The following is a 13,584-nucleotide window of genomic DNA, read 5'->3' as shown; positions in this document are numbered from 1 at the left end:
CGTCGGGACAGGTATGGCGGTGCGGTTCATGGGTAAGCGGCTGCCCCCAACGGAGGAGGAGCGGGCCCATGAGTGACGCGGCAGCGGGACGGTCCGGCGGAGTCGGACGGGCGGCCGGTCCGACCGACCGCTTGGCTGCCGAGGTGGCGGAGGTGGTGCGGGCGGAGGTCCGCGAGGTACGCACGCACCTGCTGAGGTCGGTTCGTCCGGCGGGGGTCGGCCTGGCGCTGCTCGCCACCGCCGCCGGGTGTGTGGTACTGGGAGCCGGGGCCGCCTCGGCGACCGCGCTGCGCCTGCTGGAGACCTTCCTGCCCCGCAAGCTGGCCACCGCGGGGCTCACCGGGGGCTACTTCGTCGCCGCCGTCGTGCTGGGCCGAGCCGGCCTGACGCAGCTGCGGGCGGCCGGTGGTGGCCCGGCCTGGCTGGCGGACGAGATGGAGGACGCCGTCTCCGCCACCGCGAGCCAGGTGGTGCCGGCCGGTGCCGCCGCCGTTCGCGAAGAATTCGACCGGTGGGCGGCCGACCGGCCGGGCCGCTGACGTCACCTCCCCGTCGCCACCGCCGGCAGCACCAGCCGTACCCGCGGATTGCCGCGGGTAGGAGCGCTACGACCGCCGCGGTGCGCGGCTACGGCGTCGCAAGCCCGAGGCCGATCGTCTTGGTCAACGTGGCGTTGTCGTCGTCGCCGTCCAACGACCAGACCATCGCTCCGGCCAGGCCGGCCCGCCGGATGTACAGCGTCTTCTGCAACACCACCGCAGGATCGTCGTACGTCCAGAAGGTCGTGCCGTCGAACAACCAGGCGTGCCCGGCGCGAAGGTCGCGGTGGACGGTGAAGCCGTTGCCGGCCAGGGTCTTGAGCCGCCGGTAGTCCTCGTACCCGGCCTCGAAGGTGGCCGGCGCGGGCCCGGCCGCGGGCTGGAAGAGCCCGTTGCCGCTCCCGCTGACGCCGGTCCAGCCTCGGCCGTAGTACGGGATGCCCAGGACCAGCTTCTCGCGCGGCGCACCACGGGCGAGCCAGCCGTCGATCGCCACCTCGGCGGAGAAGTCCGGGTTGTCCGGCGCCCCGGACGGCACACGCAGCGCCGACTGCTGGTTGGTCACCGGGTCCCACGCGCCGTGGAAGTCGTACCCCTGCACGGTGGCGAAGTCCAGGTACCGGAAGATCTCGCGACCCTCGTAGCCGGCGTCCATGGTCGCCGGGTTGGCCGGCAGGAAGGCGGTCAGCGGGTGGTGCCGGCGGGTCGTCCGGCCGTACGCGTCGAGTTGCCGGCGGAACTCCGCGACCAGCTCGGTGAAGTTCTGCCGGTCCTCCGGGCGGACCACGTTGCCCGGCTCGCCCGGCCAGTTCGGCCACTCCCAGTCGAGGTCGATGCCGTCGAAGACGCCGGCGGCGGCACCCGGGCCGCCACTGCCACCGTCGAGGACCGGAAGGTTGCCCTTGAGGTAGAGGTCGATGCAGGAGGCCACGAACGCCCTGCGGGAGGCGTCGGTGCGGGCGGCGTTCGAGAAGTACGTCGACCAGCTCCAGCCGCCCAGCGAGATCAGCACCTGCAGGCCGGGGTGTTTGGCCTTGAGCTTGGCCAGCTGGCCGAAGTTGCCGTTGAGCGGTTCGCCCCAGGCGTCGGCGACGCCGTCGACGCTCTCGTCGGCCGGGACGGGACGCTGGTAGTCGGCCCAGGCGTCCCCCTCGCCCGGCCCACCGTCCACGAAGCAGCGCCCGTCCTCGCTGACGTTGCCGAAGGCATAGTTGACGTGGGTGAGGCGGCTTGCCGCCCCGGAGGTGTCGAGCTTCTTCACCGGGAAGGCCCGGCCGTAGATGCCCCACTGGGTGAAGTAGCCGACCCGGTGGTAACCGGCGCGGCGGTTCCTGCCGTCGTCCGCGCCGGCGGCCGTCGGCGGGCCGGCGGTGACCAGCATGGTCGCCAGGGCGACGACGGCGGTGAGGCGGCGGTGGCGCAACGGTCGCATCGGCACTCCCACGACGGTGGAGAGAATTAGTAAAGAGACCTTTCTGATTGATGAACCTAAGCGGCCCGGCATTCCGCGGTCAAGAGCTGACCCATGGCCGTCCCGCCGGGTAGCGGCGGGGCAGCCGTCCATTCCGCGGGTGCGGCACGTCGGCGGAGACGCTCGACCCCGTCCGGGCACCCGGACGGGGTCGAGCGGGCCGGATCCGGCTCAGGCGAAGTCGAACACGAGCGGGAAGGCGAGGACGACCGTCCAGGCCCAGACCGCGTACACGATCACGTACCGGGTCTGCCACCGTTCCAGGCGGGCGAAGGGCATGCGGCCACGGACGAAGCCGAGGAACAGCCAGGCCGACCATGCCAGGTTGGTGAGCAGGATGACGTTCTCGCCCAGCGCGGCGGTCTTGTTCGGACTGAAGCCCCATTCGGTGATCCGGCCGGTGATGGCCAGCAGCACCAGGGCGTCGATGGCCAGGGCGCTGACGACGAGCGCGAGCTGCAGGCGGTCGAAGAGACCGGCCCGGGCCGTGAGGTCACGGGCGGAGATGGCGTACAACAGCAGGCCCAGCACGACGACCAGCAGCAGGTCGAAGAGGATGAGCGCGTCCCGCTCGACGTCGATGCCGTTGCTGGTCCAGACGATGGCGACCAGGAAGGCCAGCAGGGCGGCCGCGAACAGCGGCGTGAAGACGCGGGTCAGCACCGGCGCCATGTTCTCGATGACGCTCTGCTTGGCCTCCACCAGCCAGGCCGCCACGATGACCGCGGCGGTGGCGCCGCACGGCATCAGCCACGACTGGATGAATCCCTCGGCGTCGAGGCCGATGGCGTTGAAGGTGCCCGCCGTGAAGGCGGCGAGCACGCCGCCACCCAGTCCGATGAGGGCGAAGTAGATCAGCCATTCCCCGGTGAACCGGATGAAGTCCATCCGCCGCCGGTCCGAGCGCCAGTCGCCGCCCGCGTAGGCGACGCCGACCACCAGCCACAGCGCGAGCGGCAGGTGGATCGCCGTCAGCACCAGGGTCTGCGAGTCGTCCGCCAGCGGGTACGCGTTCGCCGCGACCGCGCCGAGCGCGAACAGCGCCGCGAGCACCCCGATGACGCGCGGGCCGACCCGGCGTTGCCAGGCGAAGTAGGCGGCCAGCGCCGGCAGCGCGAACAGGCTGACGTTCCGCGCGTAGAAGGCGCCGTGGTCGCCCGAGGCCAGGTCGAGGCCGAACAGGGCCGGCACCTTGATCGAGAGCGCCGCGACGGCCGCGCAGAGCACCATGACGGGCAGTTCCCGCCGGGTACGGGCCGCGGCGGGGGTGTCCGGCTCCCCAGGCAGTACGAGCTGCTTCCACAGCCGCTCGGAATGCTCGCGGGCGAACTCCCGCGACAGCTCGTCGAGGCTGCCCATTCGCTTGACGGCGATGAGGAAGGCCTCGTCGGCGCGCAGGCCGGCCTCGGTCAGCTCGGTGATCCGGCTGCGCAGGTGGTCTTCCAACTCCTCGGCATCGGTGTGGTGCAGCTCCCGGCGGCGCTGCGTGTAGGCCCGCCACTCGGCGATCTGGCCCTCCAGATCGTTGTCGCTGTTGACGCTCATCGTCCCGCCTCCCAGGCCGGTGCCACGATCGGCGTGATGGACTGGGTGGCGTTCCAGACGCCCCGCAGGGCGTCGACGACGGCGGCCCACTGGCGGCGCTGCTCGGCGAGCTCGGCCCGGCCCTGGTCGGTGATGCGGTAGTACTTGCGGCGGCGGCCCCCGGGTGGGGTCTCCCAGGCCGACTCGACGTGCCCCAATCGCTCCAGGCGGTGCAGCAACGGGTAGAGCAGACCGTCGGTCCACTCCAGCTGCCCGCCCGACAACTCGTTGACCTGCTTGAGGATCGCGTAGCCGTAGCTGTCGCCCTCGGCGAGGATTCCCAGCACGAGCGGGGTCGCCGAGGCTGCGACGAGATCCTTGGTGATGTGCATGTGACCACCTAACCCTAGAACTGCAATGCATAGTAGTTCTAGGTATGGCGGCCGCGCAACGGATCCCGGGGGTGGCTCTCGCCGTACGCGATATCGCCGATGTGGTGCGGCGCCCGCCCAGGGTCAGCGGCGCTTGAGTTCCGACTGCAGCCGTTGGACGAGCGTCTTGCGGTTCTTGCCGGCGCGTTCCTGCTTCAGCGCCGCCTTGAGCTCGTCGGTGTCGAGACCACGGACCAGCCCGGCCGCCTCGGCGACCGTCACCTCCGACAGCCGGTCGACCGAGGTGGCCTCCCTGCGCGCGCGTCTGGCGGGCGCGGTGTTGGGGACGAACTGCCGGCCGGACCTGGACGCCTCGCGCTTCTTGGTGTCCGTTGCGCGCTGCTCGTCCGCCGAGAGTCGTTCCCAGGCATGCTTGGGCAGGTAACGCTTGGTTTCGCCGCCCTTGCGGGCCCGGGTGGCGCCGTTGCGGGTCTGCCACTCCTCGGCGCCCCAACGCTGCAGGGACTTCTGCCGCTCATCCTTCGGGCCCTGATAGCCTCCGCCCCGCTTCTGGTACTCCTTGGTGAGCAGCTGCGACTTGCGCGCCGACCACTGCCCCGGCCTGCCGCCCTTGTCGGAAGCCTGCAGCTCTTCCTTGATCTGGTTCCTCAGCTCGGGCTTCGTGTACCTGGCCATAGGCAGCACTTTCCCGAGGTGATCGGGCCTATGCGCTCTGCGGGCCACCGCCCGGCCGACCCGGATCGGCTGCCTTGTCCAACGCCGCGAGGACGTCGTCCACCAGGTCGGGGGTGTCCTCGATGCAGGTGGAGACGCGGACCAGCCGTCGGAGATGCCGATGCGTTCGGTCGACGGCTTTGCACGTTCGTCTATTTTCCGGGGGCCGTGACATCCTCGAACCGCGATGCGGTCAGCGCCTGGGCCGCGACGTCACCGGCGGTCCGCGCCGGTTACCGGCACCGCCTCGATCGTCCGGCTGCCCCGGACGGGCCGACCGGACGGAGGGCTCCGCCACCGGGACCGGAAGAGCGCCCGTCAGGTCGAGCGGTGTCGCCACCGGCCGACGACCCGGGATGCCTCGGCCGAGGCTGAAGAGGTGCGCCATTCACCTCGCGTGCGACGCGGCGCACGGGGTACTCCGCTGCGGCCTTTCAGCGGGAATGCGGCCGGATCGACCGCGCCGGACCGCCGCTCGTAGCTCACCTGAGGAGCACGTCTATGCAGAACGCCGGACAGGGGCGGATCTCGCCGGGTGTCGCCCTGCTTCTGCTCGCCTCGATCCTGGTGTCGTTCCTGGCCGCCTCGGCGGCGCCGACCCCGCTCTACGGGATCTATCAGGAGCGCTGGCACTTCTCGCCGATCACCACCACGGTGGTGTTCGCCGTCTACGCCCTCGCGGTGCTGGCGTCCCTGCTCACGTTCGGCAAGCTCTCCGACCACGTCGGGCGGCGGCCGGTCCTGCTGGTCACGATCGCGATCCAGATGATCGCGCTGGTCATCTTCGTCTTCGCCAGCGGCGTCCCCACGCTGGTGGCCGCCCGCGTCGTACAGGGGCTCGCGGCCGGCGCCGCCACCGGCGCCGTCGGGGCCGCCATGCTCGACATCAACCCCGCACGCGGTACGCTCGCGAACTCGATCGCCCCCGGCGTCGGGACCGGTACCGGTGCCCTGCTCTCGGCGCTGCTCATCCAGTTCTTCCCCGCGCCGACCCGGCTGGTGTACGTCGTCCTGCTCGTCGTCCTGCTGATCCAGGGCGTCGGGGTGGTGCTGATGGGGGAGACGGTCACGCCGATGAGGGGAGCGCTGCAGAGTCTCCGACCGGAGATCAGACTGCCCCGCGCCGTACGCGCGCCGGTACTCGTCGTCGCGCCGGTGGTCTTCTCCGTCTGGGCGCTGGCCGGCTTCTTCGGCGCGCTCGGTCCGGCGCTCACGCGCGCCCTCATGGAGAGCTCGATCGTGGCCGGCGGCCTGGTCGTCTTCGTCTTCGCCGTCTTCGGGACCATCGCCATCCTGCTGCTGCGCAACGCCTCCGCGCGGACGGTGATGCTCACCGGGATCAGCGCACTCATCCTGGGCATGATCATCACGCTGGTGTCGGTCACCGCCGAGTCCGTCGTCGGATTCTTCGTCGGGCTCGCGTTCGGCGGCGTCGGCTTCGGTGCCGGATTCCAGGGCAGCCTCAAGACGGTCGTGCCGCTGGTCGAGGCGCACGAACGCGCCAGCGTACTCTCCCTGCTCTACATCGTCTGCTATGTCGGCTTCGGCCTGCCCACCGTCATCGCCGGCTTCCTGGTGGTCCACGGCGGCCTGCTCCGGACGGCCGAGGGGTACGCCGTCGCCGTCATCGTGCTCGCCCTGGTCGCGCTGCTCGGGCTGCGCAGGGCCGCCAGGTCGCCGGCCGGCCGATGACCCACGGCGGCAACCGTGGCGCTAGGCCCTGGCGCCGCCCGCCGCCCGTCCGTCGCGGTACGGGGCCAGGAACGCGGTCAGCGCCGCCAGCATCTCGTCGGGCGCCTCCTCGGCGACGAAGTGGCCGGCGCCCGGAATGACCAGGCTCTGCACGTCGTCCGCGACCAGCTGCACGTTGTGCGGGACGTGATCCCCGAAGCTCGCCGCTCCGCCGATGGCCAGGACGGGCATGGTCAATTTCCTGGTCCTGCGCTGCTGGTCCTGTTCGATGATCTTGTCGAGCGCCCGGTACCAGCCGAAGCTGCCGCGCAGTGCGTCGGGCTGGGAGAGCAGGCCGACGTAGTAGTTGATCACCTCGTCGGGGAGCTTCCTGGCGGCCGCCTCGAACTCCCAGCGGAAGAAGACGTCCTCCCGTCCCTGGACGAGTTGTTCGTTCACCCTGTCGAGCCGGTTGAAGCTGAGGTGCCAGAGCCGGTCGTTGAGCGGCCCGGGGACGAACAGGGGCGGTGAGGGGGCCGTACCCGGGGACCCGGGGATCTCGGCGAGGACCGCGCGGTCGACCCGGTCCGGGTGGTCCGCGGCGAGCGCGTAACTGATCGCGAATCCGGTGTCGTGGCCGATGACGGCGAACCGCTGGTGGCCGAGTGCGTCCATCAGCGCGACCAGGTCGTTGGCCTGGGTGCCGGTGTCGTACCCGTCCGCGGGCTTCTCGGAGAGCCCCATTCCCCGCTGGTCGACCGCGATGACCTGGAAGTCCCGGGCCAGCGTCGGCATCAGCAGGCGCCAGGCGTACCAGTTCTCCGGCCAGCCGTGCACCAGCAGCAGCGGCGGTCCGTCGCCGCCGATGACCGCGTGCAGGCGTACCCCGTCGGCGTCCACGTACCGGCCGCCGAACGTGTCGGTGAACCCCGCCGGAAGCTGTGGCGCCTGCGCGATGGAGCCGGGGCCCTCGGGAACGGGGTACTGGGTGGAGGACGAGCTCATGATCGGTCTCCTTCTCATCCGGGCGTGACAGCGACCTCGACGGCCGTGGCGCCCACGATCGCCTTGTTGCCGTGGCGCTGCACATAGCCGACCAGCGAGGCATGTCCGGGATCGAGGTCCGGCGGCACCGCCAGCTCGACCCGGCCGCTCGGGGCGTCCAGGCCCACCGACGTGAAGGCGCGCACCACGTTGTCCTGCCGCAGCGTCCGCCCCGCGTTCTCACCCCGGGGGACGTGGTTCTCCAGGCCGCGTTCCACGACCGCCACGTTCAACACCGCCCGCGGCGGCGGCCGTTCGGTCCGGTAGTCCACCACCACCCGGTGCCCGTCGCCCCCGGCGGTGTCCTCGATCGAGAGCGCGAGTGGGGTGGTAGCCGCCTCCGTGAGGGCGGCGGCGATCGCGGTCGCCGCCCGTCGGCGGTCGGAGCCGACGAACTCGACGGTGCCGTTCACGATCATCTGCGGGGTGTACAACCCCCCGGAGCCGAAGGCGCGCGCGTACGCCCCCTGCCGCGCGGTGTACGCCCCGTCGGCGAACGGGTCGGGCCAGCCCAGGTCGTCCCAGTAGTCGACGTGGAATCCGAGGGCGTAGACGGGCTGCCCCTCCTGTCGGGCCTCGCGTTCGATCTCGGTCAGCAGTTCCTCCGCCGGTGGACAGCTGTTGCAGCCCTGGGAGGTGAACATCTCCACGACGGCGAATCCGCCGGCCGGCGCGACGTCCCGGTCCTGCGGCGAGGACTGTGGCCGGGCACTGTTCGACCCGGTGCGCGATGGGTCCGTCATGGCGCGTCTCCTCCGTCGTCCTGCTGGCCGCCCTGCGATTCCCGATCCGGCCGCGACCATGCCCGCTCGCTCGCCGCTCCACGGCGGGTCCGGCGGGCGTGGTTATGGCCGCGACGGCTCGGGTCGGGATGCGATCATGACGGTGGCGAGGGCGGCGACGCCGAACCTCTACTGATTTCAGAAACTGCGGACACTGCGCTCGTCGCCACGACGTGCGCGGACCTTCCCGGGGTGACCCTGACCTTCGGGACGGCCGGTGTGGCGCGGCCCTCCGGACCTGAGGTCCGGCTCCTCGCGGTCAGGCGCGCGGTGCCACCGGCCGCTCGTCCGGCGCATCCTCGGGTGACCGGGGCGCCGGCGGCCCGGTGTGCGCGGTGTGGGTGGTGTGCAGGACGCGGTCCAGCAGGGTGGCGGTCGCCGTGGACCAGGTCAGTTCGCTGGCCAGCCGGGCGCGAAGGTCGGCGATGCCGGGGAACTCCGCCTCCCGGTTGCGCAGCGCGCCGTCGATGGCGTTGCTCCAGTTCTCAACGTCGCGCTCGTCGTCACCCGTCGTCGGTACCACGATCCGGGCCGCCTCCTCCGGCCCGAGCCGCTCCTCCAGCAGCTCGCCCAGACCGCTCTCGCTGCTCACCAGCACCGGCGTGCCGGCGAGGATGGCCTCCACCGCCACAAGACCGAAACCCTCGGCCCGGGAGGGCATGAGGAGCAGGCTGGCCGCGCGCAGGTCGGCGGCCAGCCGCTCCGCGCTGGTCGAGTACGGGCGCACCCGCACCGGCAGCGACGCGTCCTGCGCCCAGGCGCGCATCCGGTCCTCCAGCGTGGAGCACGTCTCGGGCGGAGCGCCGCGGACGAGGAGTTCGACGCGGGGAGTGCCGGCACCGCGCCGGCGTCGCGCCGCGTTGAAGGCACGCGCCGCCAGGTCGAGGCCCTTGAGTCGGTCGTCCTCCGTCCGGCCGACGAGGAGCACCGTCCAGGGCCGGCCCTGTGGTGGTTGGCGGGGAGATCCGACGCCCAGGTCGAAGCCGGGGTCGAAGCGGATCAACCGCGTCGGGTCGACGCCGCGAGCCTCCAGGTCCCGCAGGAACCAGTAGTACATCCGCGGTCCCACCGCCACGGCGTGGTCGGCCTCGGCGCTGAGCGCCAGCTCGACCTCCTGCCGTTCCTCGGCGAGCACTCCCGCGTCGACCCCCCGGTCCGCCTTGTAGCGCTCGATGTCGTCGGGGATGACGTGCAGGAAGTGCAGGCGCTTGGCGTGCGGGAAGTCGTCGCCCAGGTGGTGGGCGGCCGGGCCGGTCCACCGGCCGTGCCCGATGATCACGTCGGGAGCGTCGCCCTCGGGAAGTGGCGGCCGGCGGGACAGTCGGTCGACGTCCGAGGCGCCGGGCGCCTCCGGCGCCTCGATCAGCGTGACGCCCGCCGAGGTGGCGTCCCGCCGTTCCTCGTCGGTGGCCCGCAACACCACGCACGTCACCCGCGCGTGCGCGGTCAGCGAGCCGCACAACTGCCGGTTGAAGGTGCTCAGGCCGCCGAGCGAGGAGGACCACTCGGTGGCCAGTGCGAGGACGTGCGGGCGGCCGTCACGGGTCGCTCCAGCACCGCCCGGCTGCCTCCGGGGCAGGACGGGGTCGCCGTACTGCGGCCTGATGGCGACGGTCGACAGGCCGCTGAGGGCGGGCGGCAGGATCGGAAACACCAACGAGGGCGGGGAGGTGAAGTCCAGGCGGCCGACGCTGGTGTCCCAACTGTGCAGCAACAGCGCGCGGATCTCGTCCGGGGTGGAGGCGGCGACGTCGCTGCCGAGATAGGTCCGGACCAGTTCCGACGCGTCCGAGGTCCGGCCGAGTTCGAGGGCGACGAAGGCCGCGCACCAGGTGGAGGCGGACGAGGTGGAGAAGCCCTTCTGGGCGGGGTAGTTGTCGACGGCCTCCTGGGCCCGGACGGCGTCGCCCAGCGCGAGGTGGCACAACGCCTCGTGCACGGAGAAGTTGATGTATCTCGGGCTCAGCCGCCGGCCGTCGGCGAGGAGCGCCAGCGCCTGATGCCAGCGCTGCCCGCGCTCCAGCAGGTAGACCTGCGCCAACCGGTACTGGACCTCGAGTTCCGGCTTCTCCCGCAACCAGGCGACCACCCCTTCGAGCAGGTCGTCGGTGGGCGCACCGGCCGCGTACTGGGCGGCCAGCGCGGCCAGTCGCTCGGTGTTGCCGCGGGCCCTGTTTACCCCTTGGCGCAGCGCCGCGATGGCTTCCCCGGTACGCCGCCGTTCGTTGAGGTACCCGCCGAGTTGCTGGTACACCGAGAAGAGGCTCTTGGTCGGCGCGACGTGCGCGGTGGCCTTGCGGGCCACCGCGATCGCCGCCTCGGTGCCGTCCACCGCCCGGACGAGCTTGGCCCACAACACCCAGGGGTCGGCGTGGTCCTGGTCCAGGGCGGCCGACTCCGCCTCGGGGACCGCTCGGGAGAGGTCCTCCGGACGGCCGCGATCACGCAGGAGCATCGCCAGGTGGTAGTGGGTGCCCGCGGTGCCCCACCGGCTGTTGTACAGCTCCAGCAGGGCGATGCGGGCGTCTCGTTCCCCGACGGTGTTCACCCGCACCGACATCCACCCGTAGCGCTGACCGAGGTAGCGCCTGGCCGGCTCGATCGCCGTCAGCAGGGCCTCGTCCGCGTCGGCCGCGGTGTAGTGGTACGCCGCGCCGTCCAGGCCGAGCAGGAGGGTCCGGTCGTGGACCGCCGTCCGTCCGGCGGCCTGCAGCTTCCGGGCGTACCAGTCGCCGGCGCGACCGTGGGCGGCCCGCCAGGCGGCCGCATCCCGTCGCAGCTGGACGCCGTCCGCCTCACGGAGCAGCGGATGCACCTGGTACCGCCCGGCGGAACCGCCTCCCGGCCGGTCGGTCTGGGTGCGGGCCTGCAGGAGGTACCGCTCCTGGGCGCCGCGTACCAGCTCCCGGACCTCGCCCCGGCCGCCGCCCATCGCCTCGATGAGGTCCCAGTCGGCCCAGTCGCGGATCACCGACATGTCGCGCAGGAAGGTGCGGGTGGACTCCGGCAGGCCCTCGGCGGCCTTGGCCAGCAGTGTCCGTTCGATCTCCTCGACGAGCTTGGAGTCGAAGGGTTCCTCGGGAGCACTGCCGCTCGGTGGCAACAGCCCGTCCAACAGATGTGACTTGAGCAGGTAGCCGAGCAGCCGCAGCACTCTCGGGTTCCGTCCGAGGCGGCGCACGACCTCCGGCCGCCGGTGGTGCGGAAAGCGGGCGTCGGCCTGCTGCGCGCCGAGGTGGTCGAGGACGATCGTGATGGCGTCGGCGTCGTCGGGCGGCAGCAGCTCGGTGACGTGGAAATGCTCGGTCCAGGTCCAGTCGAGGTGCCGGTTCGACACCAGCAGCAGGCAGCCCCGGTCGGTCGGGCGCCGGGCGAGCTGCTCCAGCATCCGCGCCATGGCCGCCGACGGTGTGCCCTGCGGGTCGAGCAGCCGCTGGAACTCGTCGATGACGATGAGCGCGCCCGCCGCCAGCAGCGAGCGGAGGATGTCGGCGAGGGGGGCGTCGGCCGACACCGTGGCGGCCAGCCCCGCGTGACCCCCGTCCCTCAACTCCTCCAGGATGCGGCCACCGATCGTCGTCGCCACGTCGGCTGTCCCCACGGGCACGTCGACCCAGGCAGTGGGAATGGACTGGCTCGCCGCCCAGTTCCGCAGTGGTCGGACGACCTGGTCCGACTTGCCGACACCGGCGAACCCGAACAGCAGCGCAGCGCCGCGGCCCTCGAACCGCCACTTCTGCCAGAGCTCTTCCGCCACCGCCCGGCGTTCGGCGCCGACCAGATCGGAGATGGCCACGGGGCCCTGCTCGGCTGCCACTGCTCCTTGATACCCCATGACGACGCGGTGTTGTGTCTGCCACCCGAAGTATCGACCATTCTCCGGATGCGGCTCGACCCGGTCGAGAGACCGGGAGGGAGCCGGTGGCGGCTCGGTGTACCTCGGCCCCAGCGGATCGCGACGTCGAGGCGGCTCAGTCGGCCGTGCCGACCCGCTGGAAGGCGCTGGCCAACCGGGCGAGGTCGAAGCCCTCGAAGTGGTTCAGGAACCGGCGCCGCACGGCGGCCAGGTGACTCGGCCAGGACTGCTCCAGGCGGGCGAAGCCGGCATCGGTGAGGACGGCGTTCCAGCCCCGCGCGTCCTCCCCGCTCCGGACCCGCTCGACCAGGCCCTGGGTCTCCAGGCGGCTGATCGTGCGGCTCATCCCGCTGAGGGAGAGTTGGCAGGCGGCGGCGAGTTCGTTCATCCGCAATCGCCGGTCCGGCGCCTCGGAGAGGATCCGCAGGGCGTTGTACTCGGTGAAGGGCAGTTGGTGTGCGCCGACCATGTCGGCGTCGATCGCCCGGGGCAGGACGTAGATCAGCTGGCCCAGGGCGCGGACCAGCGCCTCCTCGTCGGGGTTGAGAGGTCGCAGCGGTGTGGCGGAGCTACCGGACATGCCGCTCATTCTAGTTGCTTGACCGAACAATCGTCGCCGGCGCTGTGACGGTCGGCACGGGCCAAGTAATTGCTTGACCAAGCAAGCAGTGGCTAGCCTTCACGATGCCAGGCAAGGACTTCTGAAAGGCAGCAGCCATGACCAGGATCGGAATCATCCTCGGCAGCACCCGCCCGGGGCGTAACGGAGAAGCCGTCGCCCGCTGGGTCCTCGAGGTCGCCAAGCAGCGCTCCGACGCGGAGTTCGAGCTCGTCGATCTGCTCGACCACCAGCTGCCGCACCTCGACGAGGCGTACCCGCCGGCGATGGGCCAGTACACCCAGCCGCACACGATCCGCTGGGCCAACACCATCGCGTCGTTCGACGGGTTCGTGATGGTCACCCCCGAGTACAACCACTCCACCTCGGGTGCCCTCAAGAACGCCATCGACTTCCTCTACGCCGAGTGGAACAACAAGGCCGTCGGCTTCGTCAGCTACGGCTCCGCCGGCGGCACCCGGGCCGTGGAGCACCTCCGCCTGATCGCCGGCGAGCTCCAGATGGCCGACGTGCGCGCGCAGGTGGCGCTGTCGCTCTTCACCGACTTCGAGAACTTCAGCGTCTTCAAGCCGAGCCAGTTCCAGCAGGACGCGCTCACCACCACGCTGGACCAGGTCGTGGCCTGGAGCACCGCGCTCGCCCCGCTGCGCACCCGCTGACCGCGTCGGCACCCTGAGCCGGCGATCGCCGTGGGCCTGCCCCGCGGCGACCTGTCGAAGCCGCCGGTCCCGCCGGTCCGCCTCCCCTCGAGGTCGGATCGGCGGGACCGCGTCGTCTTTCGCTGGTGCCCGCCGGGAAAGGCCGCGCCGAGCCGGACGACGGTCGGGGCGGCCCCCGGTGCGCCTCGCAGGCTGCGCCGGAGAACGAGCGCCGGCCGCACCGAAGGGCCTCTGCCGCGACCCCGGCGAGCTAGTGCCCCGTCATGCAGCCTTGAACGGGTAATCCGGGTGGCGGATCTTGGAGCCGGCGGCG

At 71.7% G+C, this 13,584-nt stretch carries 11 protein-coding genes; 3 read left to right on the top strand and 8 right to left on the bottom strand.

Annotation, left to right across the window (positions count from 1 at the left end; all coding sequences use genetic code 11):
* Positions 1-68: 68 nt before the first annotated feature.
* Positions 69-539, top strand: a complete 471-nt coding sequence (locus tag V6U89_RS24045; RefSeq protein ID WP_334573690.1) for a phage holin family protein — start codon at positions 69-71, stop codon at positions 537-539.
* Positions 540-627: 88 nt separating this feature from the next.
* On the opposite strand, the gene V6U89_RS24040 is transcribed toward V6U89_RS24045, so the two are convergent.
* The 4 genes from V6U89_RS24040 to V6U89_RS24025 all read right to left on the bottom strand — a co-directional run bounded on the left by V6U89_RS24040 (position 628) and on the right by V6U89_RS24025 (position 4,601).
* The gene (locus V6U89_RS24040; RefSeq protein ID WP_334573687.1) at positions 628-1,971 is read right to left on the bottom strand and encodes a glycoside hydrolase family 18 protein; all 1,344 of its coding nucleotides are present in this window, start codon (positions 1,969-1,971) and stop codon (positions 628-630) included.
* A 210-nt stretch (positions 1,972-2,181) separates the two neighbouring features.
* Positions 2,182-3,555, bottom strand: a complete 1,374-nt coding sequence (locus V6U89_RS24035; RefSeq protein ID WP_334573685.1) for a permease prefix domain 1-containing protein — start codon at positions 3,553-3,555, stop codon at positions 2,182-2,184.
* The gene (locus V6U89_RS24030) at positions 3,552-3,926 is read right to left on the bottom strand and encodes a PadR family transcriptional regulator (protein WP_334573683.1); all 375 of its coding nucleotides are present in this window, start codon (positions 3,924-3,926) and stop codon (positions 3,552-3,554) included. Before V6U89_RS24030 ends, V6U89_RS24035 begins: the two co-directional genes overlap by 4 nt.
* A 123-nt stretch (positions 3,927-4,049) precedes the next feature.
* Positions 4,050-4,601, bottom strand: a complete 552-nt coding sequence (locus tag V6U89_RS24025; protein ID WP_334573681.1) for a DUF5872 domain-containing protein — start codon at positions 4,599-4,601, stop codon at positions 4,050-4,052.
* 540 nt (positions 4,602-5,141) lie between these two features.
* Here V6U89_RS24025 and V6U89_RS24020 point away from each other — a divergent pair.
* Positions 5,142-6,332 (top strand): MFS transporter, encoded by a 1,191-nt coding sequence (locus V6U89_RS24020; RefSeq protein ID WP_334573678.1) that lies wholly within the window; start codon positions 5,142-5,144, stop codon positions 6,330-6,332.
* Between the two features lie 21 nt (positions 6,333-6,353).
* Here V6U89_RS24020 and V6U89_RS24015 read toward each other — a convergent pair whose 3' ends face one another.
* The 4 genes from V6U89_RS24015 to V6U89_RS24000 form a co-directional block, all read right to left on the bottom strand.
* A complete protein-coding gene (locus tag V6U89_RS24015; protein WP_334573676.1) occupies positions 6,354-7,316 on the bottom strand; it encodes an alpha/beta fold hydrolase in 963 nt (320 codons plus the stop codon).
* 14 nt (positions 7,317-7,330) lie between these two features.
* Positions 7,331-8,098 (bottom strand): DUF1223 domain-containing protein, encoded by a 768-nt coding sequence (locus tag V6U89_RS24010; RefSeq protein ID WP_334573674.1) that lies wholly within the window; start codon positions 8,096-8,098, stop codon positions 7,331-7,333.
* A 298-nt stretch (positions 8,099-8,396) separates the two neighbouring features.
* Positions 8,397-11,954 carry a glycosyltransferase gene (locus V6U89_RS24005; RefSeq protein WP_334573672.1) on the bottom strand — a complete coding sequence of 1,186 codons (3,558 nt, stop codon included), beginning with the start codon at positions 11,952-11,954 and terminating at the stop codon, positions 8,397-8,399.
* 154 nt (positions 11,955-12,108) lie between these two features.
* Positions 12,109-12,573, bottom strand: a complete 465-nt coding sequence (locus V6U89_RS24000) for a MarR family winged helix-turn-helix transcriptional regulator (RefSeq protein ID WP_334573669.1) — start codon at positions 12,571-12,573, stop codon at positions 12,109-12,111.
* Between the two features lie 137 nt (positions 12,574-12,710).
* Here V6U89_RS24000 and V6U89_RS23995 point away from each other — a divergent pair, with 137 nt between their 5' ends.
* Positions 12,711-13,271 carry an NADPH-dependent FMN reductase gene (locus V6U89_RS23995; RefSeq protein WP_088963056.1) on the top strand — a complete coding sequence of 187 codons (561 nt, stop codon included), beginning with the start codon at positions 12,711-12,713 and terminating at the stop codon, positions 13,269-13,271.
* The last annotated feature ends 313 nt before the right edge of the window (positions 13,272-13,584 follow it).

The organism is Micromonospora sp. CPCC 206171 (assembly GCF_036906755.1).
Classification (GTDB): domain Bacteria; phylum Actinomycetota; class Actinomycetes; order Mycobacteriales; family Micromonosporaceae; genus Micromonospora; species Micromonospora purpureochromogenes.
Note: the sequence above shows the minus strand (reverse complement) of the source record. Positions and strands in the feature narration are given on the sequence as shown.

Bases quoted from the DNA above. Each gene is read 5' to 3' on its own strand.
- V6U89_RS24025 (WP_334573681.1), bottom strand. From the start codon at position 4,601: ATGGCCAGGTACACGAAGCCCGAGCTGAGGAACCAGATCAAGGAAGAG.
- V6U89_RS24020 (WP_334573678.1), top strand. From the start codon at position 5,142: ATGCAGAACGCCGGACAGGGGCGGATCTCGCCGGGTGTCGCCCTGCTT.
- V6U89_RS24040 (WP_334573687.1), bottom strand. From the start codon at position 1,971: ATGCGACCGTTGCGCCACCGCCGCCTCACCGCCGTCGTCGCCCTGGCG.
- V6U89_RS24000 (WP_334573669.1), bottom strand. From the start codon at position 12,573: ATGTCCGGTAGCTCCGCCACACCGCTGCGACCTCTCAACCCCGACGAG.
- V6U89_RS24015 (WP_334573676.1), bottom strand. From the start codon at position 7,316: ATGAGCTCGTCCTCCACCCAGTACCCCGTTCCCGAGGGCCCCGGCTCC.
- V6U89_RS23995 (WP_088963056.1), top strand. From the start codon at position 12,711: ATGACCAGGATCGGAATCATCCTCGGCAGCACCCGCCCGGGGCGTAAC.
- V6U89_RS24045 (WP_334573690.1), top strand. From the start codon at position 69: ATGAGTGACGCGGCAGCGGGACGGTCCGGCGGAGTCGGACGGGCGGCC.
- V6U89_RS24010 (WP_334573674.1), bottom strand. From the start codon at position 8,098: ATGACGGACCCATCGCGCACCGGGTCGAACAGTGCCCGGCCACAGTCC.
- V6U89_RS24030 (WP_334573683.1), bottom strand. From the start codon at position 3,926: ATGCACATCACCAAGGATCTCGTCGCAGCCTCGGCGACCCCGCTCGTG.
- V6U89_RS24035 (WP_334573685.1), bottom strand. From the start codon at position 3,555: ATGAGCGTCAACAGCGACAACGATCTGGAGGGCCAGATCGCCGAGTGG.